This window comes from Paenibacillus sp. SSG-1, assembly GCF_002224835.1.
In the GTDB taxonomy this organism is placed as follows: Bacteria; Bacillota; Bacilli; order Paenibacillales; family Paenibacillaceae; genus Paenibacillus_AQ; species Paenibacillus_AQ favisporus.
In genome coordinates, this window is sequence record NZ_MBRK01000001.1 from 2,334,431 (window position 1) to 2,360,627 (window position 26,197).

At 53.3% G+C, this 26,197-nt stretch carries 24 protein-coding genes and 1 other annotated feature; of the genes, 19 read left to right on the plus strand and 5 right to left on the minus strand.

Annotation, left to right across the window (positions count from 1 at the left end; genetic code table 11):
• Nucleotides 1-147 precede the first annotated feature (147 nt).
• From BCV73_RS10890 to BCV73_RS10915, 6 genes are all read left to right on the plus strand, one after another.
• Complete coding sequence (locus tag BCV73_RS10890) at nucleotides 148-1,710, plus strand: extracellular solute-binding protein (protein WP_089547101.1); 1,563 nt, start codon at nucleotides 148-150, stop codon at nucleotides 1,708-1,710.
• Between the two features lie 57 nt (nucleotides 1,711-1,767).
• On the plus strand, nucleotides 1,768-4,152 hold the full coding sequence (locus BCV73_RS10895; RefSeq protein ID WP_089547102.1) for a glycoside hydrolase family 95 protein: 2,385 nt from the start codon (nucleotides 1,768-1,770) through the stop codon (nucleotides 4,150-4,152).
• Nucleotides 4,153-4,174: 22 nt separating this feature from the next.
• On the plus strand, nucleotides 4,175-5,380 hold the full coding sequence (locus tag BCV73_RS10900; protein ID WP_089547103.1) for a glucuronate isomerase: 1,206 nt from the start codon (nucleotides 4,175-4,177) through the stop codon (nucleotides 5,378-5,380).
• An 85-nt stretch (nucleotides 5,381-5,465) separates the two neighbouring features.
• Nucleotides 5,466-6,497, plus strand: coding sequence for a glycoside hydrolase family protein (locus BCV73_RS10905; protein ID WP_256992816.1), 1,032 nt, complete (start codon nucleotides 5,466-5,468; stop codon nucleotides 6,495-6,497).
• Nucleotides 6,498-6,534: 37 nt separating this feature from the next.
• A complete protein-coding gene (locus BCV73_RS10910) occupies nucleotides 6,535-7,710 on the plus strand; it encodes a glycoside hydrolase family 88 protein (protein WP_256992817.1) in 1,176 nt (391 codons plus the stop codon).
• A gap of 49 nt (nucleotides 7,711-7,759) precedes the next feature.
• Nucleotides 7,760-9,589 (plus strand): alpha-L-fucosidase, encoded by a 1,830-nt coding sequence (locus tag BCV73_RS10915; protein WP_089547104.1) that lies wholly within the window; start codon nucleotides 7,760-7,762, stop codon nucleotides 9,587-9,589.
• 158 nt (nucleotides 9,590-9,747) lie between these two features.
• On the opposite strand, the gene BCV73_RS10920 is transcribed toward BCV73_RS10915, so the two are convergent.
• The 4 genes from BCV73_RS10920 to BCV73_RS10935 form a co-directional block, all read right to left on the minus strand.
• Complete coding sequence (locus BCV73_RS10920) at nucleotides 9,748-10,854, minus strand: GerAB/ArcD/ProY family transporter (RefSeq protein ID WP_089547105.1); 1,107 nt, start codon at nucleotides 10,852-10,854, stop codon at nucleotides 9,748-9,750.
• 18 nt (nucleotides 10,855-10,872) lie between these two features.
• On the minus strand, nucleotides 10,873-12,096 hold the full coding sequence (locus BCV73_RS10925; protein ID WP_076166282.1) for a Ger(x)C family spore germination protein: 1,224 nt from the start codon (nucleotides 12,094-12,096) through the stop codon (nucleotides 10,873-10,875).
• A gap of 36 nt (nucleotides 12,097-12,132) precedes the next feature.
• Nucleotides 12,133-13,740: a spore germination protein gene (locus tag BCV73_RS10930; RefSeq protein ID WP_089547106.1), complete on the minus strand. Its 1,608-nt coding sequence runs from the start codon at nucleotides 13,738-13,740 to the stop codon at nucleotides 12,133-12,135.
• A gap of 176 nt (nucleotides 13,741-13,916) precedes the next feature.
• On the minus strand, nucleotides 13,917-15,056 hold the full coding sequence (locus tag BCV73_RS10935; protein WP_089547107.1) for an NADH-dependent flavin oxidoreductase: 1,140 nt from the start codon (nucleotides 15,054-15,056) through the stop codon (nucleotides 13,917-13,919).
• A gap of 225 nt (nucleotides 15,057-15,281) precedes the next feature.
• Between BCV73_RS10935 and BCV73_RS10940 the strand changes: the two genes are divergently transcribed.
• From BCV73_RS10940 to BCV73_RS10990, 12 genes are all read left to right on the plus strand, one after another.
• Nucleotides 15,282-15,767, plus strand: coding sequence for an RrF2 family transcriptional regulator (locus tag BCV73_RS10940; RefSeq protein WP_089547108.1), 486 nt, complete (start codon nucleotides 15,282-15,284; stop codon nucleotides 15,765-15,767).
• A 56-nt stretch (nucleotides 15,768-15,823) separates the two neighbouring features.
• On the plus strand, nucleotides 15,824-16,741 hold the full coding sequence (locus BCV73_RS10945) for an NAD(P)/FAD-dependent oxidoreductase (RefSeq protein WP_089547109.1): 918 nt from the start codon (nucleotides 15,824-15,826) through the stop codon (nucleotides 16,739-16,741).
• A 119-nt stretch (nucleotides 16,742-16,860) separates the two neighbouring features.
• Nucleotides 16,861-17,128, plus strand: a binding site (T-box leader).
• Between the two features lie 199 nt (nucleotides 17,129-17,327).
• A complete protein-coding gene (gene asd, locus BCV73_RS10950) occupies nucleotides 17,328-18,413 on the plus strand; it encodes an aspartate-semialdehyde dehydrogenase (RefSeq protein ID WP_089547110.1) in 1,086 nt (361 codons plus the stop codon).
• Between the two features lie 170 nt (nucleotides 18,414-18,583).
• Entirely contained in the window at nucleotides 18,584-18,886 is a 303-nt protein-coding gene (locus tag BCV73_RS10955) for a putative quinol monooxygenase (RefSeq protein ID WP_076166262.1), read from the plus strand.
• A gap of 139 nt (nucleotides 18,887-19,025) precedes the next feature.
• Nucleotides 19,026-19,220 (plus strand): small acid-soluble spore protein H, encoded by a 195-nt coding sequence (locus BCV73_RS10960; protein ID WP_076166259.1) that lies wholly within the window; start codon nucleotides 19,026-19,028, stop codon nucleotides 19,218-19,220.
• A gap of 16 nt (nucleotides 19,221-19,236) precedes the next feature.
• A complete protein-coding gene (locus BCV73_RS35020) occupies nucleotides 19,237-19,410 on the plus strand; it encodes a hypothetical protein (RefSeq protein ID WP_167372827.1) in 174 nt (57 codons plus the stop codon).
• Nucleotides 19,411-19,587: 177 nt separating this feature from the next.
• Nucleotides 19,588-19,983, plus strand: coding sequence for a VOC family protein (locus BCV73_RS10965; RefSeq protein ID WP_089547111.1), 396 nt, complete (start codon nucleotides 19,588-19,590; stop codon nucleotides 19,981-19,983).
• A gap of 252 nt (nucleotides 19,984-20,235) precedes the next feature.
• Complete coding sequence (locus BCV73_RS10970) at nucleotides 20,236-20,913, plus strand: alpha/beta fold hydrolase (protein WP_343219893.1); 678 nt, start codon at nucleotides 20,236-20,238, stop codon at nucleotides 20,911-20,913.
• On the plus strand, nucleotides 20,914-21,501 hold the full coding sequence (locus BCV73_RS10975; RefSeq protein WP_089547112.1) for a TetR/AcrR family transcriptional regulator: 588 nt from the start codon (nucleotides 20,914-20,916) through the stop codon (nucleotides 21,499-21,501). It abuts the gene before it with no gap.
• A 281-nt stretch (nucleotides 21,502-21,782) separates the two neighbouring features.
• On the plus strand, nucleotides 21,783-22,199 hold the full coding sequence (locus BCV73_RS10980) for a hypothetical protein (RefSeq protein ID WP_076166245.1): 417 nt from the start codon (nucleotides 21,783-21,785) through the stop codon (nucleotides 22,197-22,199).
• Nucleotides 22,196-23,482 (plus strand): ammonium transporter, encoded by a 1,287-nt coding sequence (locus BCV73_RS10985; protein WP_089547113.1) that lies wholly within the window; start codon nucleotides 22,196-22,198, stop codon nucleotides 23,480-23,482. Before BCV73_RS10980 ends, BCV73_RS10985 begins: the two co-directional genes overlap by 4 nt.
• A gap of 206 nt (nucleotides 23,483-23,688) precedes the next feature.
• Entirely contained in the window at nucleotides 23,689-24,099 is a 411-nt protein-coding gene (locus BCV73_RS10990) for a VOC family protein (protein ID WP_089547114.1), read from the plus strand.
• Between the two features lie 128 nt (nucleotides 24,100-24,227).
• On the opposite strand, the gene BCV73_RS10995 is transcribed toward BCV73_RS10990, so the two are convergent.
• A complete protein-coding gene (locus tag BCV73_RS10995; RefSeq protein ID WP_089547115.1) occupies nucleotides 24,228-25,097 on the minus strand; it encodes an AraC family transcriptional regulator in 870 nt (289 codons plus the stop codon).
• A 212-nt stretch (nucleotides 25,098-25,309) separates the two neighbouring features.
• Here BCV73_RS10995 and BCV73_RS11000 point away from each other — a divergent pair, with 212 nt between their 5' ends.
• Complete coding sequence (locus tag BCV73_RS11000; RefSeq protein ID WP_179231955.1) at nucleotides 25,310-26,155, plus strand: amidohydrolase family protein; 846 nt, start codon at nucleotides 25,310-25,312, stop codon at nucleotides 26,153-26,155.
• The last annotated feature ends 42 nt before the right edge of the window (nucleotides 26,156-26,197 follow it).

The window sequence follows — 26,197 nt, forward strand, 5'->3', positions numbered from 1 at the left end:
TTATGGTCAGACAGCCGTAAAAAACCGCAAAAAAACACATCACGACAATAATCCGCCCCATGGGAGCTTCTCTGGTTAAGCCTTATGATGGGGACAGCAGCAAAGAGAATACCTTTTGCACTTTGCATGAAGAGAGGGGATTATAAGATGAAAAAATGGGTCAGTCTGATCCTCGCGGCAGCGCTTGTCACGGGTCTGACCGCAGGCTGTGGAAACAAAAGCGCCTCGAGCGGCAGTGACGATGCGGCCGACGCATCGAAACCGGTGAAATTCAGCATTTCTTTAACCACAAGTGGAAACGCTTACGCGGAAGGCTCCAAGGACATCAACAACGAGAAATGGGTCAAGGAGGTCGAGAAGAGAGCCAACGTGGATTTGGACATCAGGCTGATTCCCTTGAAAGACTTCGATGCGAAGATGGCCGTCATGTTCGCCGGCGGCGATATTCCGGACGTCGTGCAAAACGTCGGCGGGGCAACGGATAAGTCTATGGCCGGTTCGGTTCAGGCTGGCGTGTTTATGCCGCTGGATGACTTGCTGAAAGAGTATGCTCCGAACTTGATGAAAGCCGTTCCGAAGGAAGCGTGGGACGAGGTGAGCTACAAGGGGAAAATCTACGGCGTGCCAACCTGGCTCAGCAACCCTTCCCGCCGCGCCACTTATATCCGGACCGACCTGCTGGAAAAAACGGGCCTGCCGGCGCCCCAAACGATGGACGATTTCCTCAACGTCCTGCGTGCGTTTAAAAAACTGGGCCTCAGCGCGCCGTATCAGATGAGGGAGAATTTTAAATACGCGGACATCGTATTTGGTGCGTATGACGCCCTGGGCTATCAGTTTACCGAAATGAACGGCCAGGTCGTACCGAAGTTTTTTAACGCTGAAAATATGGAAAAGGCGCTGACCGTCTACAAAACGATGTATGACGAAGGCCTGATCCAGAAAGATTTCGCGACGATCCAGGCGCCTCAGTACAGCGAAAATATCGAAGCAGGCAATGCCGGCATGTGGACGGCCAACGCCGCCAGCCTTCTCGATTTCCGCACGAAGATCGGTGCGGCGGTTCCCGGCGCCAAGGTCGATATCATCCCGTCACCGATAGGGGACAACGGCCAGAAGGGTTATGGATTGTACAGCTCGGTTAACACCTCGCTCTATATCAACAGCAAGGTCAGCAAAGAGAAAGCGGCCCGGATCATCCAGATGTTCGAGTGGATGCAGACGCCGGAAGCGAAAAACTTCTACAGCTTTGGCATCGAAGGCGAGGATTACACGGTGAAAGACGGAAAAATCGATTACAAGCTGCCGGAAGGCAAAGCCGCTCAGGACGAAGCCGGATTCCGCTCACTGCTTCGCTGGGTCGGTGACGGAACGATTAACCGTGAACGGACGGAGTTGCTCCCAGGTGGACAAGACGTGCTGAAGGCGCTCGATGATACGCTGGCCAAAGAAGGCGTGGGCGGGATCGGATTTGTGCCGGACCTGGAATCCTTCAGCCAGTTCCCTGACTTGGCTTCCAAGCGTCCGGACCAGGCGCCGAAGCTCATCATCGACCACATGGTCAAAATGATCTACGGCAAAGAGCCGATCAGCGATTTTCCTAAAGTCATCGAGGAGTATAAGCAAAAGGGCGGCGATGAGATCGTCAAAGAGGCCACGGAGCGTTACAACAACAAAGACGGAATTATCGATCAGCAAAGCCGCAAATAGGTTGATTTCGGGGAAGCCTTTCACGCGAAGGGCTTCCTCCTGTTAGGAGGGGAATATATGGTCAGGAAAACCGGAGACGGACGGAATAAGCTGAAGCTTCTGACCCCTTCATCCTGGTGGGGAGCCAAGTGGAGGGAGGCGCTGCCGGCAGGCAACGGAATAACCGGAGCAGCCGTGTATGGCGGCGTCCATTTGGAAACAGTTATGCTGACGCACGGCGGCTTGTGGTGGCAGAGCCGCACGCCGGATCTGCCCGACGTGAGCGGCCGGCTTGGAGAGATGCGCCGGTTGATGATGGAGGGGAAAGAGGCGCTGGCCGAAAATGTATTGGTCGACGGTTTGAAGGAGCAAGGCTACGATCCGGTCATGACCGTTCCGCTGCCGCTTGGCGACCTGAACTTGAGCATGGACGTAAGTAAAGGCTTTAAGAACTACAGCCGGGAGCTGGACATGGAAACCGGTGAAGTAACGGTGCGCTGGCAGGACGGGCATACACGTTATGAGCGGGCGTTGTTCGTATCCCGGGCGGACGATTTGATCGTCTATGAGCTGCGGTCGTCAGGGCCAGGCCCGATATCGGCGAAGATCGCCCTTGACCTGCATCATCGCGGGGATGTCAGGCGTCCCCCTGGCAGACCTGACGCTCCATTGCCGACTGGAAGCGAATCAGGGTCCGACGGTGAGTTCATATGGTATGCCGCATGCCATGACGAGGGCAGCGATTTCGGTGCCGTCGCCCGGGTGGTCACGATCGATGGCAGGATAAGCAGTACAGGCAGCGAGTTCGTTCTTGAAGGCGCCACTCAGGCACTGATCCTGGTTAAACTGTTCGTTCATAAGCCGCGTCAAGCGGCCTGGAAACAGTTGAAACACGAGCTAGCCGCAGAACATCGGTCTTACACCGAACTGCTGCAGCCGCACATTGAGGAGCATGAACGCTTGTTTCAGCGGATGACGCTGAATCTGGATGCTCCCGGACGAGAGGCATCGAACGAAGAGCTGCTGCTGCAAGCCTACCGCGGCGAAGCCCCGCTGGCCATGCTGGAGAAGATGTGGGCCTACGGGCGTTATCTTCTGATTGCAAGCTCGCGCGAAGGCGGGGATCCATGCCATTTATACGGCTTATGGTGCGGGGAATATCGCGGCTTCTGGGCGTTCCATATGGCCAACGAGAACCTGCAGATGATGTATTGGCAGGCGCTCGCGGGACATATGCCCGAGCTGCTGCTGCCCGTATTCGATTACGTGGAGCGGCAGATGGACGATTATCGCCGCAACGCGCGCTGTATCTATGGCTGCAGGGGGATCTGGATCCCCGCACCAACCGCGCCGGACTCCGGCCTGCTGAAGACGATCGCGCCCCACATTGTCCACTGGACCGGGGCGGCGGGCTGGATCGCGCAGCACTATTATGATTATTACCTGTACACGGGCGACAGGGAATTTTTAAGAAACCGGGCCTTGCCGTTCCTGCGGGAGGCCGCTTTGTTCTATGAAGACTTCCTGATTACCGGGGACGATGGTCTGTTCATCAGCTGCCCGTCCAATTCGCCCGAGAACCGGCCGGGTAACGGCGCGGGTGGGCCTAAAGGAACGGCAATGAACGCAACGATGGATTTTGCCATCGCCAAGGAAGTGCTGACCCGGCTGGTTGAGGGTGCCGCTCAGGAAGGCCTGTATGCTGAGGAAGTCACGGGCTGGAAAGACATGATTGCCAAAATCCCGGCGTATCAGGTTAATGCAGACGGCGCTGTCCGTGAATGGATGCATCCTGCCTATGAGGATCAATACCATCACCGGCATCAGTCGCACCTTTATCCGGTGTTTCCAGGCAAGGAGGTAACGCGGGAGACCGATCCCGGTCTGTTCGCAGCCTTCGAGACCGCGTTAAGAAAGAGGCTGGTCGTTGGATTAAAGGAGCAGACAGGATGGTCACTTGCTCATATGTCCAATTTGTACGCCCGCATGGGCGAAGCGGATAAGGCGCTGGAGTGTTTGGATCTGCTGGCCAGATCAGCCGTGATCAATAATTTCTTCACGCTTCACAACGATTGGCGCGGCATGGGCATCGGCCTGGATATGGAGTGGGCTCCGTTTCAGATTGATGCGAATATGGGTATGACGGCTGCGCTTCAGGAAATGCTGCTGTACTCCGATCCCAACATGATCCGAATCCTCCCAGCCCTGCCGAAGCGATTCCTCTCCGGAAGCGCCGCTGGAATGCTGGCGTGTGGAGGCTACGAGGTAGACATCGCCTGGGACAGAAAGAATGGCACGCTTGATGTTCGGCTCCAATCTTTGAGGGCTGGAGGCTCCGTTACCCTCGTGCTCCCCGAAGCTTGCAGCGGCTTCCGGGACGGGGGCAGACTGCCTGAGAATCGGCAAATCCACATCTTGCTTGAACAGGGAGAATCCCTAACCTTGCAGTTGACGTTCAGCTAATGAGAGGGGAGAGATACGGATCATGAATATATCTTCATTATTAGAAGAAATTATGCGTCTGCCAGTGATCGATACGCATACGCATTTGATAGGCGATAAGCTGTGCGCGGCCGACTTTTGGGAGATCGCCGATTATTTCTGGTTGAACCAAGAACTGCAGACGGCGGGATATCCGAAGGATGCGGCACAGCTGCCGGTTTCGGAGCGGGCGGAAGCCTTCGTCAGAGCATACAAGGCTACCCGTAATACGATGATGAATCGTGCTTTTACGGCGATCATGGGGTATTTATACGGAATCACTATCCATGACACGGCGTCTGTGCTTCAGGCGGACGAAGCTGTACGCACGCAGAGAAATACTCCAGGCTGGGCTCAAAGCGTGGCCGACCGGCTGCATGTGAAGCGATTTGTCGTGAACCGGCCTGAACATGCCGTATTTGACGGTATGCGCGAGGATGCCGTGCTGCTGCCCCGGGTCGACGGATGGCTGCCGGAGCTTGCCGCCGGCATCGTCTCCTCCGCAGCCAATGAACGCCAGGACCGTTTCGCGCAGGCGAAAGCGTTCATTTCCGAGCAATTGAAGTCCTATCATGAGATGGGCTGTCCGGGGATCATGACGACGCTTCCCCATTATGAGGCTGCGGCGCATGAGGATTATAAGCTTGAAACCGCGGGGCGGACCGATGAGGTCATGATGCTGCTTCTCCATGAAATCTGCTCCGGTCTGCAGGAGCGGGACATGTTCCTTCAGCTGTTCCTCGGCGTGGAACGAAGATGGGGGAGCAGTTCGGCCGCTCCTGTGAACGATCCGCTCCGGATCGTAAAGCTGTATGGCTTGTTTGAGCGTTACAACATCCCGTTTGAGCTGGTGGTTGCATCGGAACTGAACAATTTGGACGTCGTACAGGCGGCCTGGAATTTTGCCAATGTTCACGTAGGCGGCATGTGGTGGTATAACTTCCGTGCCAGCACATACACGCAGAGCATGCAGTACCGGCTCGAGGCGTTATCTCCGCTCAAAAGCTCGCTGGTCGTCTCGGATGCGCGCTGCATCGAATGGACGTACGGCAAGCTGCTGATCGTGAAGCAGCTGCTTGCCCGTTTTCTGGATGAACAGATCAAGGATGAATGGCTGAGCCGTGAGGATGCGCTGGCACTGGCCGCGGAATGGCTGCATGGCAGCGCGGCAAAACGGTACGGGTTGGCGGAGTCGGCGGTCTCATTGTGAAACCGGGACCGCTGAATCGTGAATGACGCGTGCCATTTGGCAAATACAGATGGTCGAGAAACTTAATGATGAACGGAGGGAGAACGTGACATTTTCACTGTTTGACCGGATGCTGCCTGCCCCCATGGAAGGGGGCTTCCGGAAGGAAGGCTGGTGGGTATGGTGCGGGTCGGTCGTTCGCGGAGAGGACGGACGCTTTCATATGTTTGCGTCCCGGTGGCCGAAGTGGATGCCGATGCACCCGGGCTGGCTGCTCCGTTCGGAAATCGTCCGAGCCTCGTCCGATACCCCGGAAGGGCCCTATACCTACGAAGAAACCGTGTTCCCAGCGCGGGGAGCGGAGTATTGGGACGGAAGGAGCACCCATAACCCGCACATCATCCGGTATGGAGACAAATATTTGCTGTATTACATGGGATCGACGCATCCCTTCCCTGAGCCGCGGCCAGGAGAGACGGTGGAGGCGGACGACTGCCGCGTCATTGCGGCAAGGGCGAACAAGCGTGTCGGCCTGGCCGTCGCCGACAGCGTCTATGGGCCGTGGAAGCGCCTCGATACGCCGATTCTGCCGACGAGGCCGGGCAAGTTCGACAGCTTCCTGACCTCGAATCCGGCGCCATGTATCCGGGAGGATGGCTCCGTGCTGCTGGTTTATAAAGCCCGGCGGTATGAGGGCACAGCCCATGGGCAAATGACGCTGGGTGCGGCAGAGGCAGCAGGATATGAAGGGCCTTATCGCGTAACTCAGGATACGCCGCTGTTTCCGCCGGAACGGTTTCATATCGAAGACCCGTTCATTTGGCGCACGGCGGAAGGGTACGCCATGATCGCGAAAGACATGGATGGAAAGCTGTGTGGAGAGAAGCACGGCGGCATTCTGGCACTTTCTCCGGATGGCAGGGACTGGAGGCTCGCAGACCAGCCCAAATCCTATTCCCGGCGCGTCCGATGGGAGGACGGATCGGAACGTTGGATGGGCAGCTTCGAACGGCCCTTCCTGCTGTTTCAGGATGGACTGCCGACGCATCTGTTCGCCGCGGTTGCGGACGGACCGGGGGGCTTCCGGCAAGCCGAACATACCTGGAACATGGTTATTCCGCTGCGGACTTCACCTTGAATTTAGAATGGAACAATCAATTACAGGAGGAGATTATATGGGAGAAACCGTATCGAAACAAATGGGGAGCGAAGGGAGCTCGGCGCTTATTTCGGAATCCGTTCAGCAGTGGGCGGAAGGGGCTTGGCAGCAAATCGTAAACAAAGTGGAGCGCACCAGTCAGCGGATTGGCGTCAGTTTTCCGCATGCATCCGTTAACGGGGTCTATGACAACATGCGCCCGTCCTGGTGGACCGCCGGCTTTTGGCCGGGGATCTTGTGGCAGATTGCCGAAGACGGGCACCATCCAGGGCTGCAGGGGATTGCCGAGCTGATCGAGGAGAAGCTGGACGAACCGCTGTATTCGCTCGCTGTGCATCATGATGCCGGATTTATATGGACACTTTCGGCCGTGGCCGACTACCGGATTACCGGCAGCGAGCGATCCAAACACCGTGGGCTGATGGCCGCCGCCCAGCTGGCAAGCCGCTTTAATGTAAAAGGCAGCTTCATCCGCGCCTGGCATGACCTGGAGCAGGTGAACCGGGCAGGCTGGTCCATCATCGACACGGTGATGAATCTGCCGCTGCTGTATTGGGCCTCTGAAGTAACGGAGGATCCCCGGTTCCGCCATATCGCCGCGGCGCATGCAGATACGGTGCTGGCGCATTTTCTGCGTCCGGACGGATCCAGTTACCATATCCTCGAATTTGATCCCGAGTCGGGTGAACGAATCGGCGCCATGTCCGGTCAGGGGTATGCGGAAGAATCCGCCTGGTCCAGAGGCAGCGCCTGGACCATCTACGGACTCACCCTGTCTTATATTTACACGGGAGAAGAACGCTTTTTGACTGGCGCCAAGCGGGCCGCCCATTTTTTCCTGGCGAATCTGCCGGAGGACCATGTGCCGCACTGGGATTTCCGGGCGCCTGAAGAAGGGGGCAAGCCGCGGGATACTTCGGCCGGGGCCTGCGCGGCATGCGGGCTGATCGAGATATCCCGTCTCGTACCCGAGGCGGAAGCGCGGCTGTATCTCCGTTCTGCAGAACGCATCGTGCGCTCTCTGCATGAACATTACGAGACATGGGATATGCCGGGGGAAGAAGGCCTGATCCTGTCCGGCACATCCAATCTGCCGGGTGGTGTGCATATCGATACGCCGCTGATTTACGGCGATTATTTCTTTGTTGAGGCGGTATCCAAGTTGCGCGGCTCGACGCTGAGATTGTGGTAATGTGTATCAGCGCTGAGGCAGTAATTCAGCGCGAAAGGAGACATGATGAATGAAACGACAATCCGAACAACTGGCCCATCAGACAGCAGCAGGGTTCGCGCCGGAGAACCTGCTCGATGATCCTTTTCCTATAGAGACAGTTCCTGAAGGCCCTCAGTCTGAAGTGCAAAATCACCGGATGGAATGGTGGAGGGAAGCCCGGCTGGGCCTGTTCATCCATTGGGGACCCTACGCGCGGCCGGCAGGCGAGTGGAAAGGGGAGGAGATCCAAGCTTCCTACAGTGAGCACATCATGCTGCGCGCAAAGATTCCGGCCGCCGAATATGAAGAGATGGCCGCAGGCTGGGATCCTTCATCTTTTGACGCGCTGAAGTGGGTGCGTACCGCCAAAAGGGCCGGCTTGAAATATATCATTTTCACGGCCAAGCATCATGACGGATTCGCCATGTATGATTCGCATGTGTCCAATTACTCCATCGTCCAGCATGCCGCTTTTCAAAGAGATCCGCTCCGGGAGCTGGCGGAAGCATGCGAGCAGGAAGAAATGGTGCTGGGTATTTACTACTCGCACGCTATGGACTGGCATGATCCCGATTCCCAGGGGAACACCTGGGACTACCCCGGCAATATCGGTGCTTATGACGACGTGGAGAGCTGGGTGCACGATCCGGATAAGCGAAGCCGCTTTGAGCGTTATCTGAATAATAAATCACTACCTCAGGTTCGCGAGCTGCTGACGGATTACGGGAAGGTCGGCTTGATGTGGTTCGACTGCGGCGGCAAGCTGACCCGCGAGCAGGGGGAGCAGTTTCTGGACGCCGTATACTCGCTTCAGCCGGACTGTCTGGTGAACAGCCGGGTGTGGAAGGCTCCCCTTGGGGATTACTCCAACACGTCCGATAATCAGCTGACCACGCGGACTTTGCGCCAGGACTGGGAGAACATCATCACGCTAAACGATTCGTGGGGGTACAAAAAATCGGATCACAACTGGAAATCACCCGCATCCATCATCCGGCAGATGATCGATGTCGTCAGCAAAAACGGCAATTTGGTCATCAATATCGGACCGACAGAGACGGGAGAGTGGGATCCGGTATCCGAATCGATTTTGCTGGAAATCGGCGGTTGGTTAGATACATACGGAGACAGTATTTACGGAGCGGGGGCATCCCCGACGGCAAAGCCGTCCTGGGGCAGGTGCACCGTGAAAGGAAACACGCTGTATCTGCATGTCTTCGATTGGCCAACGGACCGGAAGCTGGTCGTTCCCGGCCTGAAGACGGACGTTCTGCGGGCCTATATGCTGGAAGACGGCAGGGAACTGAAATTGACCCGATTATCGGAACAGGATTTGGAGATTGAGCTGCCTGAATCGCTGCTTTCCGAAGTGAACGAATTTTCCAAACCACAAGTCATCGCCGTCCTCTGTTCCGGTCCGATCGATGGCAATCCGGTGGGACTATTGGACACACGGGAAGGCAGCATCCTTGAATTAGGCGTATTCGATGCCGAAATATCAGGAGCCGGATTGAAGTATGATACCGGGAAAAAGGGCCGTGACAACCTCCTGGATTGGACAGACGAAAGTGCCGAGGCGGTCTGGTCTGTCCGGACCTTGGGGGCCGCAGATTTCGACGTGCGCATCGAATATGGCAGCGGTGACGCCGAGGGAGGAGGCGGGACCTACCTGGTGACCACCGGAGACCAGTCACTGCGTGCTCAGGTGCAGCCCACCGGCGGACCGTATGACTTCCGTGAGTTTTACGTAGGGAAGCTTCATTTTCCGGAAGCAGGGGAGTATTTGATCCGTCTTCAGGCGGAAAGAATTACGGGCCAATATTTAATGCAGCCCAGATGCTTGAAGCTGCAGCGTTAACCCGAACCGGATTGCGTTGAATTACGGAAAAGGAACCATTGCTCTGCAAGCAGCAGGCAGCGGTTCCTTTTTTCTTGACTTGACTTCCTTATATCGCAAGAGAAACTGCCGCTTTAAGCGGTCTGTCTTCCTAGAATGTACTTCGGTCGGTGTTTCTCTCAAGATCCTCCCGTCTGTTTTCCTTTTCGGGAAAAAAGCTTCTTCATTAGGACAACGGCTGCCAAAGCAAGGGGAATCCAGATTTGGAAAACCGGAAAGTCGTACATCAGGTTTCGCGTGAATCCGATCCAGGTATGGTAAATAAAATTGGGCGCGGCAAAAGAAATGGTATAAATAAACGCACCGACGATGACTGTTAATTTTTTGTGGCTCATCTTTACCAGATAGGAAAGGCCGATGACCGCCCCCAAGTAAAATGCCGTCATTTTCACAAAGATGCCGATATAAATCAGCAAAATAATGACCGGATCGAGCCGTTCGAGAAAATCAGCGATTTCGATCAAGCGAACCGATCTGAGCATGGGGAGGGTGGTAATGCTTAAGATTTGGGGGCTCAATATCGTTAAATTCAACAAGTTGAAGATCAGCAGCAGGATTCCCACGAACAGGTAGGAAAAGATCGACAGCTTGGACAGGTTTTTTTTGTTGTTCAAATGCTTCCAAAACGCAAGAAACACGACAACCTCGCCAAACGGGAAGCTGATGACTTTCGGAATGGCTTCCCTGATCACAGGCATGATGCCATGCTCGAGCACCGGCTGAAGCCGCTCCAGATGAATATTTTTAGAGACGATGAACATCAAGAAAATCAGGAAATAACCCAGGATGGTAAAGGGGAGCAGAAATTCGACGACGCGGAAAAAAACTTCCGTTCCCTTGGAAATCGCATAGGCGGACAGCAGAATCATGATCAGCATCAGGACGGACAGCGGCGTTTTGGGAAGAAAGGAAATGTTGATAATGTCCCCAAACTCCCTGGTGTTTCTCATGGACTCATAGGAAAAATAGAAAATATAAGCGATGGTGACGATCGTTCCCAAAATACGACCCAGATGTTGGTTCAGGATTTCAAAGAGATTGCGGTCCTCGTTCCCCTTTTGGATGAAAAGGTAAACCAGGAGCAGCAGCAGTCCGGCCAGCATCGCGACAATGACGACCAGCCAGGCGTCCTGCTTGGCTCCCACGCCCAATTCGTATAATGGGGAAGTTCCGATCAAAAACAGGATCATCATCGCAATCAGCTCGTATTTGTCTATTTTTTGCAAGTAGGGGCACTCCTTCCGCTAGAATTTTTGGTCTTTGAGCAAGCTGGAGTACGGCTTGGTAATCATGTTCGTATGCTCAATGTTAATCTTGACCTGCACGCGCAGGCTGATTTCCTCGATGGGACGCTTCGTTTTCATCAGTTTTCTCCAAGTAGAGGGATCTTTACGGTGTATCGCGTTCATGAATCCGGCCAGATCCACGTTCATTTCCTGCAGATGGCTCCAGGTCTCCATGATTTCGCCGCCGATTTGTTTACTTATCGTACGTTCTATGTCGCGAATGACCCCCGGATTCTTTAAGTCCAGATTGCAGCCGGATTCGTCGATCGCTCCCGTTGCTTGAATCTTGGCGAGAATGATCGATTTTCCATGGATGACCTTCGGTTCCAGTTTGGTGGACGATTTCAGCACTCGATAGCTGAGCAGCTGATTTTCTTGGCCTTTTGCGCTGCACGGAAACACAACCATCATGCTGCTGACACGATTGGAAAGCCATGCGACAGATCGGCTATCTTTTTGATCGATCCATCCCACCAGCTTGTCCTTACGGAATACGCCCAGCTCCCCGAGCTTAATGACCGCATCATTTCGCGTCGATTTCAGGGCATCGAGGGAGGACTGCTTGCTCAGATCTCCGGATACCTCGAGCTCGGGCGCCATGGCGCTTTCATCCGGGCTGGCTATCATTCTGGCGAAATCGATGAGCCGCATGTTTTGAGCCTGGGACAGATTTTTCTGGCTTTGATCGATGATCCGCTGGATAGCGTTGCCGGATATTTTCTCCAAAGGGATCAGCACTTCCAGCAAATTGGAAGCTTTGCCCTTGGTCAAGAGGACGGACATGGTCTCCCTGCTCTCGAACGGACGAAGGAAAAAATCAAGAATTTCTCCGACACCTTCTTTCCGTGCCACATCTTCGCTAAGAATAAGGACGGAGTTATGGGCGAAAAAAAGCTTCCTTGATGTTTCCAGGCTGGCATTCTGCATCGCCTCGGCAATAGAGCGCCCCTTGGTTGAGAAAATGGTCGTCGGAGACTGGCTTCCTGCACTGCCGCCGCCTGTCTGGGTGGCAATCGACTGCGGAATGACGACCTGGAACGAAATTTCCCATTTCCCGTTGCTCCGGTCGATGGACGTCGCCGAAATGATGCTCAGCGTATTCAATTCCTGGCTGTCCCAGCATCCGCCCGTCAGCAGCGCGACCGACAGCGAGAGAATCATAAGGCCCAGTCTCCGGAGCATCTTTTCCACCTCTTTGTTTGACCTGGATGTATACAGCTATTGTTCATCTTTCGATGGCGACGGCTTTTGGATTGATTTTTGGCGTTTGATATTTTTTTGACTGATTAAGGTTGGACGTTTCAGCATGGCCCACCAAGGCACACGTACCAACGCATCCTTTTGATCGGAAGGAGAGAAGGGCGCAAGCGGAATCAAATAAGGGATTCCGAAGGACCGCAGCCCTGCCAAATGGATAAGCATCGCCATTAATCCTGCAATGATCCCGAACAATCCCAGCGTAGCCGCAAGCAGCATGAATCCGAAACGAAGCAGCCTAGCCGAATTGGATAAGCTGACTGATGGAGCGACGAAGCCGGCAATGGCGGTAAAAGCCACTATAATAACCATAGCGGCGGATACCAAACCTGCCTGAACTGCCGCTTGCCCCAGCACGAGCGCACCGACGATCGAAATCGCGGACCCGATCGCCCTTGGCATCCGCACCCCGGCTTCCCGCAAAACTTCGAAAGTGATTTCCATGGCAAGCGCTTCGACAAAGGCAGGAAACGGGACGCCTTCCCGCTGGGCGGCAAGGCTGATGAGCAGGGTTGTCGGCAGCATCTGCTGATGAAATGTTGTGATCGCGATGTACATCGAGGGCAGGAGCATGGAAAACACAAATGCGATAATACGCATCAACCGTAGAAATGTCGCGATATCGAATTTTTGGTAATAATCCTCGCTGGACTGGAACAGCTTAAAAATCGTAATGGGGGCAATGAGCACAAAGGGGCTCCCGTCTACGAGAATGGCTACTTTTCCTTCCAAAATAGCTCCGGCAATGGCGTCAGGACGTTCTGAATTCGTAAGGGTCGGAAAAGGCGTAAAGGTGGCGTCCTGGATAAATTCCTCGATATATCCGCTCTCCAGAACGCTGTCGATGTCAATCCGGTCAAGCCTTCTTAAAATTTCCTGCACCACGTCTTCACTAGCGATACCATGAATGTACATCACGGCTACGTCCGTTTGGGTTACGCGGCCGATCGTTCGGTCGACGATCCATAGATTCGGATTTTTGATTTTACGGCGGATTAATGACGTATTGATCCGAAGGTTCTCCGTAAAGCCTTCCCTTGGTCCTCGTATGACGGTTTGAGACTGGGGTTCGTCTACACCGCGCTGTTCCCCACCGGCAGAGGATGCTGATATTCCCTTGGCTGTGCCATCTACCAGAATGACTGTATTGCCGGCAAGAATGGCGTCAAACAGTTTCTTCATGGTATCGATGTCCGTGACTTGGCCAATGGCTAAAAACCGGTGTTTGATCCAGCCCAGCACCTGTTTTGGCGGGTCCAGCGAACAATCCGCATCCGCCTGGATTTGCGTCAAAGATTTCAAAATGGAATTGTTGATAATCTGCTCATCGGCCAAACCGTCGGTGTAGATGACGGCGACGTGGACAGGTTTCCCCAGGGCCTGGTCCAACCGACGGATGATTATATCGGAACTGTCGCCCGTCATTTCCTTGATCATTTGGACGTTAACATCCAAGTATTTGGAAAGAGGCGTTTCAGGCCTATTAAATTCCGATGGCTGCTCATTTTTGTCTTGATTTTGGTTGGAATCACCGCTGGAATCATGTTTGGATTTGAAAAAAGGCCGCATCCTAATCCTCACCTTGAAATTTATATTCTGCTTCATCGTTGCCTTTTTCGGAGGAACTTAAACTAGGGGCATCGAAAGAGGATTGCTCTTCAGAAAACGTGCCGGAAAAAGCAAAACAGACGGCTGGCGGCCGTCTGTCGCGATTTATAAACAAGCAATAGACTGAGGGGAAATCATTACCTTTCGGCGTCCGCAACTTGCGGGTCGCTGCGCAGCGGGAACCAGCCGGGAATACTCATCATGAGGTTCCACAGCGGTTCGGGAATCGATAACTCCTGCAGGTCCAGAGGGGAGATGGACGTTCGGATCTGCTGTTCACGGCCTTCCAATACCAACTGTACCCAATCCGGTTCCATGATGAGTTCGCGTCCCAATGCGATGAGCGGGATGCCGGAGGACAGCGCCTCCAGCGCATCATCGGGCGTGTAAATGCTGCCGACGCCAATGATGGGGATACGCGAGCCGACGCGCTCCTGAAGAATCGCCAATCGTGACCGGCTGTCCTGAATCCCCCTTCGCGGCACGGAACGGAAGCTGGTCAACGATACATGAAGGTAATCGATCCCCGTGCCCGACAATGCATCGACGAACGAGAGGGTATCGGCCATCGTAATGCCTGGCGTTCCCGCCTCTTCAGGCGAAAACCGGAAGCCGACCAGGAAAGGTTTATTAGACTCTTTACGAACGGTCCGAAGGACCTCGCGAATAATGGCTAAGGCCAGCGTCATTCGATTCCCCAGGCTCCCTCCATAACGGTCCGTGCGTCGGTTCGTCATCGGGGATAAAAATTGATGCAGCAAATTCCCGTTGCCGCCGTGAATTTCCACCCCGTCAAATCCGGCGTCAACCGCTCTTCGGGCCGCTTCTGCATAAGCATGAATGATGCCTTCCATTTCCTGCTCGGAGAGACTGCGCGGGACGGGGGCTCCTTCCCGATCTTCCGGGATGTTTCCGGCGCTGACATAATCGCCTGTCTTGGAGCCTTGTCTGCCTGCGTGAAAAATTTGCAGCACGGCCTTGGCTCCGTTCCCCTGGATCGTCGAGGCAAGCCGGCGGAGTCCGGGAATGAGGGCGTCGTTGTCGGCGCCGGGCGCACCAGGCATTCCTCCTTGCTGCATGACATATGTTGCCGCTGTGATGACCATGGCAGCGCCATGAGAACGCCGTTTGTAGTATTGAATTTCCTGTTCGGAAATGGAGCCGTCCGCATTGGAACTCATATGGGTCATCGGAGACATCACGATCCGGTTTTTTAAAGAAATGTTGGCTGACGGAAAATGAAATGGATCAAAAAGGGGGGAATACGATTTTTTCATGGGGTGACAACTCCTTCGTAACGATTCTTTTATTGAACTTGTTATGATTATAAGTGGAGAAGCAACATCCCGTAAGAACGCAAAATCTATGGATATAATCCAAGTACCTGGACCAACTAACATAAAGTAAGCTTGATTTATCATCATGTTCTGCATATAATGGACATTACAGGTCCATAATAAATGCGCTGTTATGGTTTGCTGCTTGAAAAGGAGGAATCCAGCATGCAATTTTCAAAAAGTACTGCATACGGTTTACACGCCTTGATGCTGCTGGCGAAATCGGAACGGGGCCGCAACGTGGGCATTAAAGAACTGTCCTCGTCCCTGGGCGCTTCCGAGAGCTATTTATCCAAAATTATGTCCAAGCTGCGGCAGGATGGGCTTGTTCGCGCAGTTACCGGTGTGAACGGCGGCTATGAGCTTGCCCGGGCCGCCAGTGAAATTACTTTTCTGGATGTGGTTCAGGTTCTCGAAGGACGTCAGCACTTGTATGAATGCTTCCACGGAAGCAACCATCCGCTGCCAGCCCTGGAAGCTGCGGGGGACGAACCGGAAACGCCGGAATTTGCTTTCGGCGAAGGATGCCCGGTCAAACAAGTGATGGATGCCGCGGAACAGCAGATGAACCGTTATCTCCAGCAGCATACGATTCAATCAGCACTGAACCAGGCGGGCTCATGTGATGTCCATGCAGCAGGCAAGAAGTAATAAACTTCTTGCGCGTTTATTATGGATAAAAAGGATCTATAAAGGGAGGAATTAGAATGTCAGAAGTATTGTTGGATGCGGTTATTATCGGAGGCGGGCCAGCCGGCATGAGTGCGGCGCTTGCGCTGGGCAGATCAAGACGTTCCGCGGTGGTCATTGACGAAGGTCGCCCGCGCAATCGGGTAACCCATGAGATGCATAACTTCCTGTCTCGGGACGGTATCGCTCCCGCGGAGTTCCGTCGGATCGCCAGAGAACAAATCAGTCAGTACCCTGCAATCAAGTTTGTTCAAGGGAAGACGGAATCCGTGGAAGGAAGTGACGGCGACTTCCGGATCCGCACGGTTGACGGAAAGGTGTTCCGCAGCAAGAAGCTGTTGTTTGCAACCGGCAAACGAGACCTGCCTCTGGATATTTCCGGGTTGGACGAGGTATACGGTAAAACCGCGTTTGTCTGCCCTTATTGTGACGGCTGGGAACTGCAGGACCAGCAGCTCGTGATGATTGCCAAGGGCGAAGGAGCGATGCATTTATCCAAAGTGCTGATGGGATGGTCTGCGAATTTAACGTTATGCACGAACGGCCCGGATGAATTGAATGCGGAGCAGAGTGAAGAGCTGGAGCGCCACGGCATTACCGTTAAGGACTCGCCGATTCACAAGATTGAGTCTGAAGAAGGCAACGTAAAGCAGGTTGTCCTGGAGAACGGCGAATCCGTTGCCTGCACCGGGATTTTCTTTGCGCCGAAACTGGCCGCTGCCACTGACCTGCCGCAGTCGCTGGGCTGCGAAGTGTCGGAATCCGGAAGCATTGTGGCCGATCGGATCGGCAAGACCAATATCCCCGGTGTATTCAGTGCCGGAGATGCCGCTTCTGATATGTATCAAGCCATTGCTGCGGCTTCCATGGGCGCGTTGGCAGGCATGGGCATCAATGCCGAACTGTTGGATGAGGCATGGAAATCGGTTCGCTGAATCGCAGCCGATGGATCCATTCTTTTGCCAGGTTTGTGAAATCGGAATTTTTTTGCGAAAAAAGGTTTACGTCTGGCGTAACTTCCGATATTATAAGCGTAATGTAAGAACCGTTAATTTGAAATGCGATGAAGAGAAGAGTAGGTAAAGGAAGCATTTCCCAGAGAGCTCCGTCCGCTGAAAAGGAGCATTGAGTCCTTTATTGAATAAAGCCTCTGAGCAGCACGCCGGAACCCGATGTTCAATAAGAGGATGGTGTGCCAGGAGCTCCTGTTACAGAGCTAGAGTATATGCATCAGTTGACTGATGCCGTACTCGAAGAGGCTAAAATGGCGACATTTTAGCGAATCTGGGGTGGTACCACGAGTATGATATCTCGTCCCTAAGACGGCAGTCTTGGGGGTGGGATTTTTTATTTTTTCGTCATGATCCTGTAAATATCGCTGCTCACAGGCGCGGAAGGGCACACCAATTCAAACGGTTTGAATAGTGTCTAATAGACGGTTTAACGAGCCACGCCTGTCACCATAGTATTTGTTTAGCAGACAACATCTCATACTCTACTTCGAAAGGATTGGAATCACTCATGTCACAAAAACTTAAAGTCGGTATTGTCGGTGGAACCGGTATGGTTGGCCAGCGTTTCGTACAGCTCTTGGATCAGCATCCTTGGTTCCAGGTGACCGCGATTGCGGCAAGCAGCAGTTCCGCCGGAAAAACCTATGAAGAATCGGTGCAGGGACGATGGAAACTGGCAACGCCGATTCCTGAGGACGTCAAGCAAATTGTCGTTCAGGACGCTTCGAAGGTCGAAGAGGTTGCTTCGGGAGTTGACTTTGTTTTCTGCGCCGTAGATATGAAGAAGGACGAAATCAAAGCGCTTGAAGAAGCGTATGCCAAAACGGGTACGCCTGTTATATCAAACAACTCCGCACATCGGTGGACGCCTGACGTGCCTATGGTGATTCCGGAAATCAATCCAGGTCACATCGGCGTCATTGAAGCGCAAAGACAGCGGCTCGGTACCAAAACCGGGTTTATCGCGGTCAAACCGAACTGCTCGATTCAGAGTTATGTGCCGCAGCTGAACGCGCTGCTTGATTTTAAACCGACTCAGGTGGTTGCGTCGACTTACCAGGCCATCTCCGGCGCAGGCAAAAACTTTACGGACTGGCCGGAAATGCTGGATAATGTCATCCCTTACATCGGCGGTGAGGAAGAGAAGAGCGAGCAGGAGCCGCTGCGCATTTGGGGCAGCATCGACAACGGGCAAATCGTGAAGGCGTCCTCTCCGATCATCACGACCCAGTGCATCCGCGTTCCTGTGACAGACGGGCATTTGGCGACCGTGTTCGTCTCTTTTGAGAAAAAGACGTCGAAGGAAGAAATTATTGAGCGCTGGAGTGCGTATCAAGGAAGACCTCAGGAATTGGGCCTTCCAAGCGCACCGAAGCAGTTCATTACGTATTTTGAGGAAGAAAACCGGCCGCAGACGAAGCTGGATCGCGATATTGAACGCGGCATGGGCGTTTCGGCAGGCAGACTGCGCGAGGATTCCATTTATGATTTCAAATTCGTGGGTCTTTCGCATAATACGCTGCGCGGCGCCGCAGGCGGGGCTGTGCTGATTGCCGAACTGCTGAAGGAAGAAGGATATATTCAAGCCAAGTAACAAGTACAGGGATCGGATCGGTGTATCCGGTCCTTTTCTATTTGTTTACACGAACTTTAGGACAAGTTCTCACAATCACTGACCGTATCTGTCAGTATTATCGTCTATACTGATGATAGATGCGAGTGAATGAATCACATGTATGAGTTGTGATGAAGGGGAGGATGAGAATGGAAAAATACGCCATGTTCGGCAAACTGACGGCAAAGCCGGGACAGCGCGATGAGCTCGCGAGAATGATGCTGGAGTCCAGCGGGACGCTGGAGGATATGGAAGGCTGCATCTATTATATCCTGCATGAAGCGGAGGACAATCCGGACGATCTTTGGATTACGGAACTATGGGAAAGCAAGGAGGCTCACGCGGCCTCGTTGAAGAATGAGAAGGTGCTGGAGCTCATCGGACGCTGCAGGCATCTCATTGCTGAAGCCGGCGGCATCAAGGTTCGGCCGATCGGAGGCAAAGGATTCTGATTTCTGATACAAAACATGTATGACAGCAAACCGCGGATGTCGCGGTTTTTTTGTTTCCGGGGAGCGCGATGCATAACACCGCATGCCCCCGTACATAGTATAAGCGAACTCTACTCAACATTTGGAGGCATTACACAAAATGAACGTTCAAAGAGCGCAGGAAATCGCGTCCTCGCCAGTCATGGCAAACGTACTGCTGGATGGAACCCCCATCTATATACAGCATGTGGACGAGCTTAGCGAAACCGCACGTGTCTATCCGCTCGACAATCCGGAAGCTGAGCGGGAAGTACCGCTGTATTCGTTAGAGGAGCAGGATCATTTTCTGGGATAAAAAGGAGAGAATTGCGATGAAAGAAGTGCCAAAACAAAATGAAAAAGAGGCAGATCGGCTGAACGACTATGACGTCACCGATGATGTGGTTCGCGAAGTGCCTGCTACGACCGATGCCAGTGATGCCGTCGCGGCCATGACTTCGCATATTAATAAGTATGATGTGCCCGATGAGCTGGAGGAAAAATAACGACAATGCTGTTAAAGCGTACAGGCGAGCCTGTGCGCTTTATTGTTGTTCCCGATCGAATGTATTCCCTTATTACGCAAGAATAGCAATCGGGAATAAATCCGGCTCATGATGATTTGATAGAATCAGCATGAGAACGAGTGTTTCTGATCACATTTCAAAAGGGAGAGATGGACGATGAATCAATGGGGAGCCAAAAACATCGATGTCATCACGTTGTTTGTGGAAGATCTTCCGGAGGCCAAATCATTCTATGAGCGGGTATTCGGCCTTTCCTCCGTCTACGAGGACGACAACTCGGCAGTTTATAACTTCGGGAACATGAGCGTCAATCTGCTGAAAATAACCGAAGCGGACGAGCTTACGCATCCGGCTCCAGTGGCAGACCGCGGGGCAGGAGCGAGGTTTGTGTTCACGATCCGTGTTGATGACGTGGACGCGTTGTGTTCAGAGCTGAATTCAGCCGGCGTTGCGCTGCTGAACGGTCCGATGGACCGCCCATGGGGAATACGTACGGCAAGTTTCCAGGATCCGGGCGGACACATCTGGGAAATCGCGCAGGAGCTGCGTTGATTCCTCTGGATATGGATTGCAGGGAGCTGGGAATGACGAATAAAGCTCAGAGATGATGATATGCTGAACCTCATACGCTGAACCCAATGGGTCGGCGTTTTTTTCATTGACTAACCGTTCAACCAATAGTAATATGATGGCAAGATCAGGTAAATGATGGATGGAGGGATCCGGGATGGATTTGTATTATGAGATTCATGGCAGTGGAAAACCCGTCATTTTTATACACAGCGGCGGGACGGACAGCAGGCTGTGGTCATCCTGGCGCCATTAGTCGCCAAAGAATACCAGACTATTACTTATGACGGCCGGGGTGCAGGCAAATCTCCTTCTCCCAAGGAACCGGCGAACTACGTTGAGGACTTGCGCGAGCTGATGGATGACCTTCACCTGGATACCGCCGTCCTCATCGGCCATTCAGGAGGCGGCCAAATCGCCACTGACTTCAGCCTTCAATACCCGAATCGTGTTTCGGGCTTGGTGCTCATCGGCCCATCGTTGACGGGCTATAAGCCATCACCGGAGTTTGAGCGCTGGATGAGTGAGGTGAACGCGGCCGCCCCCGATGCCGATAAAATCATGGAGCTTGCGTTCAGCGCTCCGCTGTACCGGATCGTGATGTCCAGTCCGCAGCGCCGCTTGATGATTGACATGTTCAGGCATCACCTGGCCAAAACGGCCGAGTGGGGGAGCTTCGAATCCGTTTGGCCGCAGCCTCCAGCCATCGGCCGATTGGAAGACCTTCACATAAGAACCCTGTTTATGATCGGCGATAATGAGATCCCGGATAATGAACGCGTCGCAGAGCTGTTCCGGAGCTTGCCGAATGTTCGTTATGTCCAAATTCCGGGGGCGGACCATATGATGCCCTTAACCCATCCGGAGATGATGTACAGCTATATTACCGAGTTTTTGGAGGAGAGACGTTAAATGCCGCGCACCCAGGAAGAGAATGAACGAATACGTCAGCAGGCCAAGGCGAAGATCCGGGAAGCAGCCATAGACCTTTTTATGAGAAAAGGTTACCATGCCACCTCGATCGATGACGTCTCCAAACACGCCGGCGTGTCCAAAGGGCTTCTATACAACTACTACAAAGGGAAAGAAGAATTGCTCAGTGCCATGGTCGAAGCCAGAATCGGGGAATTGATACAGGTCATGGAGAAGGCAGAGGCATTGGAGACGCCGGCAGAGCAGCTGAAACATATCGTAGAAGGGGCCGTCGATAATGTGCGGCGTTCTCCCGAGGTGTTCCGGTTCTATCTGCATCTGCAGACCCAGCCGGAAGCCGATGAAACCGTCGCCAAATACGGAAAGCTCCTGATTGAGGAAAGTGCCCGCCAGTTTCAAATCCAGTGCCGCATGTTCGAAAAACTGGGAGCATCCGACCCGGTGGCGAGGTCATTGTACTTTTCCTCCGCACTGCAGGGAATCATGCTCATGATCTCGACTTATCCGGAGCAATTTCCGGTCGAGGCTATGAAGCGGCAAATCATCGAGGATTTCTGCCAAGTTTAGCGCCAATTGTAAGACGGCAATCACCCGCCTTTTATAAATCGAAATGAACAGGGAACAGCTGCTGATGCAGCTGTTTTTTGCTGATCGAGGTGTGTCTTACGGGGGGGCGTTTAAACGATAAAGTTTATTGATTCAGGAGGTAACTATAGGACAAAACGAGTAGAAATACTTCATGAAAGCTTTTTTGCCAGCAGAGGTGTTTTTCTCTATCAATCTATTGACTTCTACGTTTAATGACCATATAATCAACTAAAGTGACCCGACGTGTAAGGAGACCTGACATGGTAATTATCGATGAAGTGTACCGCAATATCAGTTTTGATATGCCGGAACAGGAATTATTTATTTTACTTGAACGCGTTAAAGCGAAGAAAGAAGAAGACGTAGAAGAGTTAAAAAACAAAATCGATAAATACGAGCAGAAACGCCGGGCGGAAGAGGCGTTGTATCAATCCATGTCCCCGATCCGGCGCTTGTTTACAGGGCGGCCAGCCAGCCATCATCAGGCAGTTGAGTATATGGTCCATGTCAAAGAACGGTTCAAGAAGATCGACGCGATAAAGCGCAGTATTCGGGAACTGGATCAGGTGCTTGATAAGCTGCGTTTACCGATAAGGGATTCGAACGAGGTATTTCTGTCTCCTGAGCTGATCCGGGAAATCAGACTGCTTCAGGAAATGGAGGCTTCACAGGAATGAATTTAACGCTTGAATCTTTAGGTACGGGAATGGATACCGTATGGGTCGTTCTCAGCGCCGCTATGATTCTGTTGATGGAGGGCGGGTTCGCCCTGCTTGAGGCAGGATTTGTACGCTACAAGAACAGCGTCAACATTATTATGAAGGTGTTCGCCGATATCACGATCGGCACCTTGGTTTTTTATGTATTCGGATTTGCGCTCATGTACGGAAAGGACGCCGGAGGGATCATCGGGACGAGCGGATTTGTCCTTGGGGGCGATTTATCCCACCTCCAGCTGCCGGTATCGCTGGATACGTATTGGCTGTTCCAGGCGGCCTTCACCATCGCCGTTATCTCGATCGTTTCGGGTGCTGTGGCCGAGCGGATCAATTTTAGAGCCTATTTGCTGTACATCGTCCTGATGACCGGCCTGATCTATCCGATCGGCGGCCACTGGGCCTGGGGCGGCGGATGGCTGACGAAGCTAGGCATGCAGGATTTTGCCGGCTCTGCCGTCATACACGCGCTCGGCGGCTTCTCGGCCCTGGCGGCTGCGCTGATCGTAGGTCCCCGGAAAGGGAAATTCAATAAAGCGGGTGCCAGCACGATCGCCCTGCCCAGCAACCTGCCACTCGCTTCGGTAGGGGCTTTCCTTCTCTGGTTTGGCTGGTTTGGCTTCAATGCGGGCAGCACGCTCAGTGCAACCGATGTCCGCATCGGACATATTGCGCTGACAACGATGCTGTCTGCCGCATCCGGCGGAGCGGTCACACTGGTGTATACGCTGTTCCGCTACCAGCGCTCCGACGCACCATCCGTGATTAACGGCTCCTTGGCAGGTCTGGTCGGAATTACGGCCGGATGCGCTTTTGTCAGCGACAGCGCCGCCATCCTGATCGGTGCGATCTCGGGACTGCTTATGATGGCGGCAACGAGCTGGTTGGAGGGACGCCGGATTGACGATCCCGTCGGCGCCTTCCCGGTCCACGCCGTATCCGGTGCGTGGGGAACCCTTGCCGTTGGTCTGTTCGCGACAGACGGCGGCCTCTTTTACAGCGGCAGCTGGCATTTGCTTGGCGTCCAGGCGCTCGGACTGGCTGCGCTGGCGGCATGGGGTTTTGTCCTTACTTGGGTCGGCCTTAAGCTGATCGGTCTCCTCGTCCCTGTTCGTTCCAGCGAGGAGGAAGAGGAAATCGGCCTCGACATCAGTTATCACGGCATTATGGCGGCAGACCGGTCCCACGAGTTTATCGATCATGAAGTCCGCTATTCAATGAGCGAAGAACATCGGAATGTATAGCTGTTTGTAATGTTCAAAAGGAACACTTCGAATCACCTTCGAAGTGTTCCTTTTTATTTTGCAGCATTTTATTTAGATTCCGGCATTGCGTCTAAGCACCGCACCGCCATATTCCAAGTTAGCAATCAGTAAGAAACGGAAGGTGATCCGCTGTGATACGCTGATCTGGAAGAGTTAACAATACATAGGGAAAGGAAGTAATCAAGATGGGCGTACTGAAACCTTTTATTTACTCGGAAGAAGCAAGAAGTCAGGCGGATTTCTATATCCGTTCGCTTGGCGGCAACTTGGAATCCGTTATCACTCATGGGGAGTCGATGGGAGTCCAGAATGACTTGCAGGATAAAGTGATTCATATGTGCTTATCGGTCGCCGGAGGCAACTATATTTTTATGTCGGACTCCATGGAATCGAATCTTCAAGGCAACAATATGTCTCTGAATATCGACTACCCTTCGTCAGACGAAGCCCGCGAGGCATTCTCGAAGCTTGCCGACGGAGGTCACGTCATCTATCCGTTTGAACAGCAGCCGTTCGGGTTGTACCTGGGCGAACTTACGGACCGGTTTGGTGTCCGTTGGATGATTACTGCACCGTCCGTATCTACCCAATCCTAAGCGTTCTCCAATTCAATAGGCCGTATCCGGAACCCCGCTTGAACCTTAAGGTTTAAGCAGGGGTTATTTTGTTGTTCCGGCAAATTCCCGCCGATGGGTGCTTCTGTTATTTCAATGAGCGGTGCTTTCTATCGGGCTGTCGTAGAGTTATGCCTGTAATGCGAAGGAGTCAGGCCGACAATCTGTTTGAATTTCCGGTGAAAATGAGGCATACTGTCAAACCCGCAGGCCGGGGCGATGCTGCTGATGCTGTCGTCGGTGTGAAGCAGCAGCTCTTTAGCCCGGATCACCCGTTTGACGTTGATGTAATCCGTTACGCTCATCCCGGTCAACTGTTTGAACACACGGCTGAAATGGGCGGAGCTAACGGAAGCGAGCCGGCTTAAAGAGCTTAGGCTGATCTGCTCGCAGTAATGCCCATCGATATACAGCAAGCTTTGCCGCATCCAGTTCGGACCAACGAACGGGCTGCGCGAGCCGCTGCTCCCGGCTCTTTGTTCCCGGTGGATCAGCAGCAATAGATACTGAACGTAAAGCACGATCGAGTGGCGGTAGCCCGGGGGTTGCCCCGTGAGCTCGGACTGAATGGCGGCCAGCTTGTCTTCGAGCTGCGACTCCAGCGCAGCGGGGCATTCCAGCTTATAAGCATGGTTCGAACTGCAGCTGTCAAAGCACTGTAAGTAAGAAAAGGATTCTCCCAAAGAAGTTTGCCGGACGAGTTCGGGACTAAAAAACACGGCAGTGGACGTGACCGGATCGTCTTTGTCCGGAAACGCCTGGTGGATCGTGCTGCCGGGGATAATAAACAGATCCCCGCGGCGCATTTCGTAAATCGTCCGGTCGATAAAAAAGGAGCCCATACCTGAGTGGACATACACCAGCTCATGCCAATCGTGAAGGTGATGCGGCAGCTCCAGCTGCGCCGTCTTGCGGTCGCGGTAATTGAATGAGAAAGGAAATTCCGGCTGCGCGTCAAATTGTTTGCGAATGGGATTCATAGCGTTGCCCCTTGAGCGTATTGGGAACCATCAGCCGAACCTTCACCTTCCGTAAACGATTCAAAACAGATAAGGAGGGTCAGCAAATGGGTTCGTTGTCTTGAAGATATCAAAATCGGATATGATTGTGCAAGATTTCGTTCTTTTAGAACCGATCCATAGTTGTTATATTGAGAAAAGAACATCGGTTTACATGAATGGAGGGAATTGCAATGCGAATAGACGCTCACCAGCATTACTGGAGTATCGCCCGGGACGACTATGGCTGGATTACGCCGTCCATTCCTGTCCTGTACCGGGATTATCAGCCGTCGGATCTGCTTCCGCATCTGGCAGAACATCATCTCGACGGAACGATCCTCGTGCAGGCCGCACCAACGTATGAAGAAACCGATTATATTCTTGAACTCGCGGCACACGATGATCGGGTTCTGGGCGTGGTCGGATATATGGATCTCGCGGATGATGATCACAAGGGCCATTTTGAGCGCTTCGCGCAGCATCCCAAATTCGTCGGCTTCCGCCTCATGATCCAGGATATGGAGGATGCAGATGCGATCCTGGAACCTTCATACGCAGCTTCGCTCAAACACTATGCGAGCCTTGGCGTTCCGGTCGATCTGCTCGTCCGGTCCGATCAATTGGATACGCTGGTCCGGCTGATCGAGCAAATTCCGGATCTGCATGCGGTGATCGACCATCTGGCGAAACCGCGAATCGCAGCAGGGGAAATGGAGCCTTGGGCCGGTTACATGAAAAGGCTGGCGTCTTACCCGAACCTGTACTGCAAGCTGTCCGGCATGGTGACCGAGGCGGACCATGACGGCTGGAAGCCGGATCAGCTTATGCCTTATGTCCGTCATGTTCTGGACTGTTTTGGCGCAGACCGGGTAATGTTCGGCAGCGACTGGCCGGTATGCCTGATGGCTTCGAGCTACGACGGTGTCGTGGATGCTCTTATGAAGACGCTTCCACCGAATTGGGGGGCAGATGAGAGTTTGAAATTGTTCGGGGGCAATGCCGCAGCATTTTACCGGCTGAAGAATGAGACAAGATGACACGCATCGCTGCGGGGGAAATGACTGAATAGAAGGGTTGGG

Coding starts and splice junctions, on each gene's coding strand:
- BCV73_RS10890 (WP_089547101.1), top strand. CDS start 148: ATGAAAAAATGGGTCAGTCTGATCCTCGCGGCAGCGCTTGTCACGGGT.
- BCV73_RS10895 (WP_089547102.1), top strand. CDS start 1,768: ATGGTCAGGAAAACCGGAGACGGACGGAATAAGCTGAAGCTTCTGACC.
- BCV73_RS10900 (WP_089547103.1), top strand. CDS start 4,175: ATGAATATATCTTCATTATTAGAAGAAATTATGCGTCTGCCAGTGATC.
- BCV73_RS10910 (WP_256992817.1), top strand. CDS start 6,535: ATGGGAGAAACCGTATCGAAACAAATGGGGAGCGAAGGGAGCTCGGCG.
- BCV73_RS10915 (WP_089547104.1), top strand. CDS start 7,760: ATGAAACGACAATCCGAACAACTGGCCCATCAGACAGCAGCAGGGTTC.
- BCV73_RS10925 (WP_076166282.1), bottom strand. CDS start 12,096: ATGCTCCGGAGACTGGGCCTTATGATTCTCTCGCTGTCGGTCGCGCTG.
- BCV73_RS10930 (WP_089547106.1), bottom strand. CDS start 13,740: ATGCGGCCTTTTTTCAAATCCAAACATGATTCCAGCGGTGATTCCAAC.
- BCV73_RS10935 (WP_089547107.1), bottom strand. CDS start 15,056: ATGAAAAAATCGTATTCCCCCCTTTTTGATCCATTTCATTTTCCGTCA.
- BCV73_RS10940 (WP_089547108.1), top strand. CDS start 15,282: ATGCAATTTTCAAAAAGTACTGCATACGGTTTACACGCCTTGATGCTG.
- BCV73_RS10945 (WP_089547109.1), top strand. CDS start 15,824: ATGTCAGAAGTATTGTTGGATGCGGTTATTATCGGAGGCGGGCCAGCC.
- asd (WP_089547110.1), top strand. CDS start 17,328: ATGTCACAAAAACTTAAAGTCGGTATTGTCGGTGGAACCGGTATGGTT.
- BCV73_RS10955 (WP_076166262.1), top strand. CDS start 18,584: ATGGAAAAATACGCCATGTTCGGCAAACTGACGGCAAAGCCGGGACAG.
- BCV73_RS10960 (WP_076166259.1), top strand. CDS start 19,026: ATGAACGTTCAAAGAGCGCAGGAAATCGCGTCCTCGCCAGTCATGGCA.
- BCV73_RS35020 (WP_167372827.1), top strand. CDS start 19,237: ATGAAAGAAGTGCCAAAACAAAATGAAAAAGAGGCAGATCGGCTGAAC.
- BCV73_RS10965 (WP_089547111.1), top strand. CDS start 19,588: ATGAATCAATGGGGAGCCAAAAACATCGATGTCATCACGTTGTTTGTG.
- BCV73_RS10975 (WP_089547112.1), top strand. CDS start 20,914: ATGCCGCGCACCCAGGAAGAGAATGAACGAATACGTCAGCAGGCCAAG.
- BCV73_RS10980 (WP_076166245.1), top strand. CDS start 21,783: ATGGTAATTATCGATGAAGTGTACCGCAATATCAGTTTTGATATGCCG.
- BCV73_RS10985 (WP_089547113.1), top strand. CDS start 22,196: ATGAATTTAACGCTTGAATCTTTAGGTACGGGAATGGATACCGTATGG.
- BCV73_RS10990 (WP_089547114.1), top strand. CDS start 23,689: ATGGGCGTACTGAAACCTTTTATTTACTCGGAAGAAGCAAGAAGTCAG.
- BCV73_RS10995 (WP_089547115.1), bottom strand. CDS start 25,097: ATGAATCCCATTCGCAAACAATTTGACGCGCAGCCGGAATTTCCTTTC.
- BCV73_RS11000 (WP_179231955.1), top strand. CDS start 25,310: ATGCGAATAGACGCTCACCAGCATTACTGGAGTATCGCCCGGGACGAC.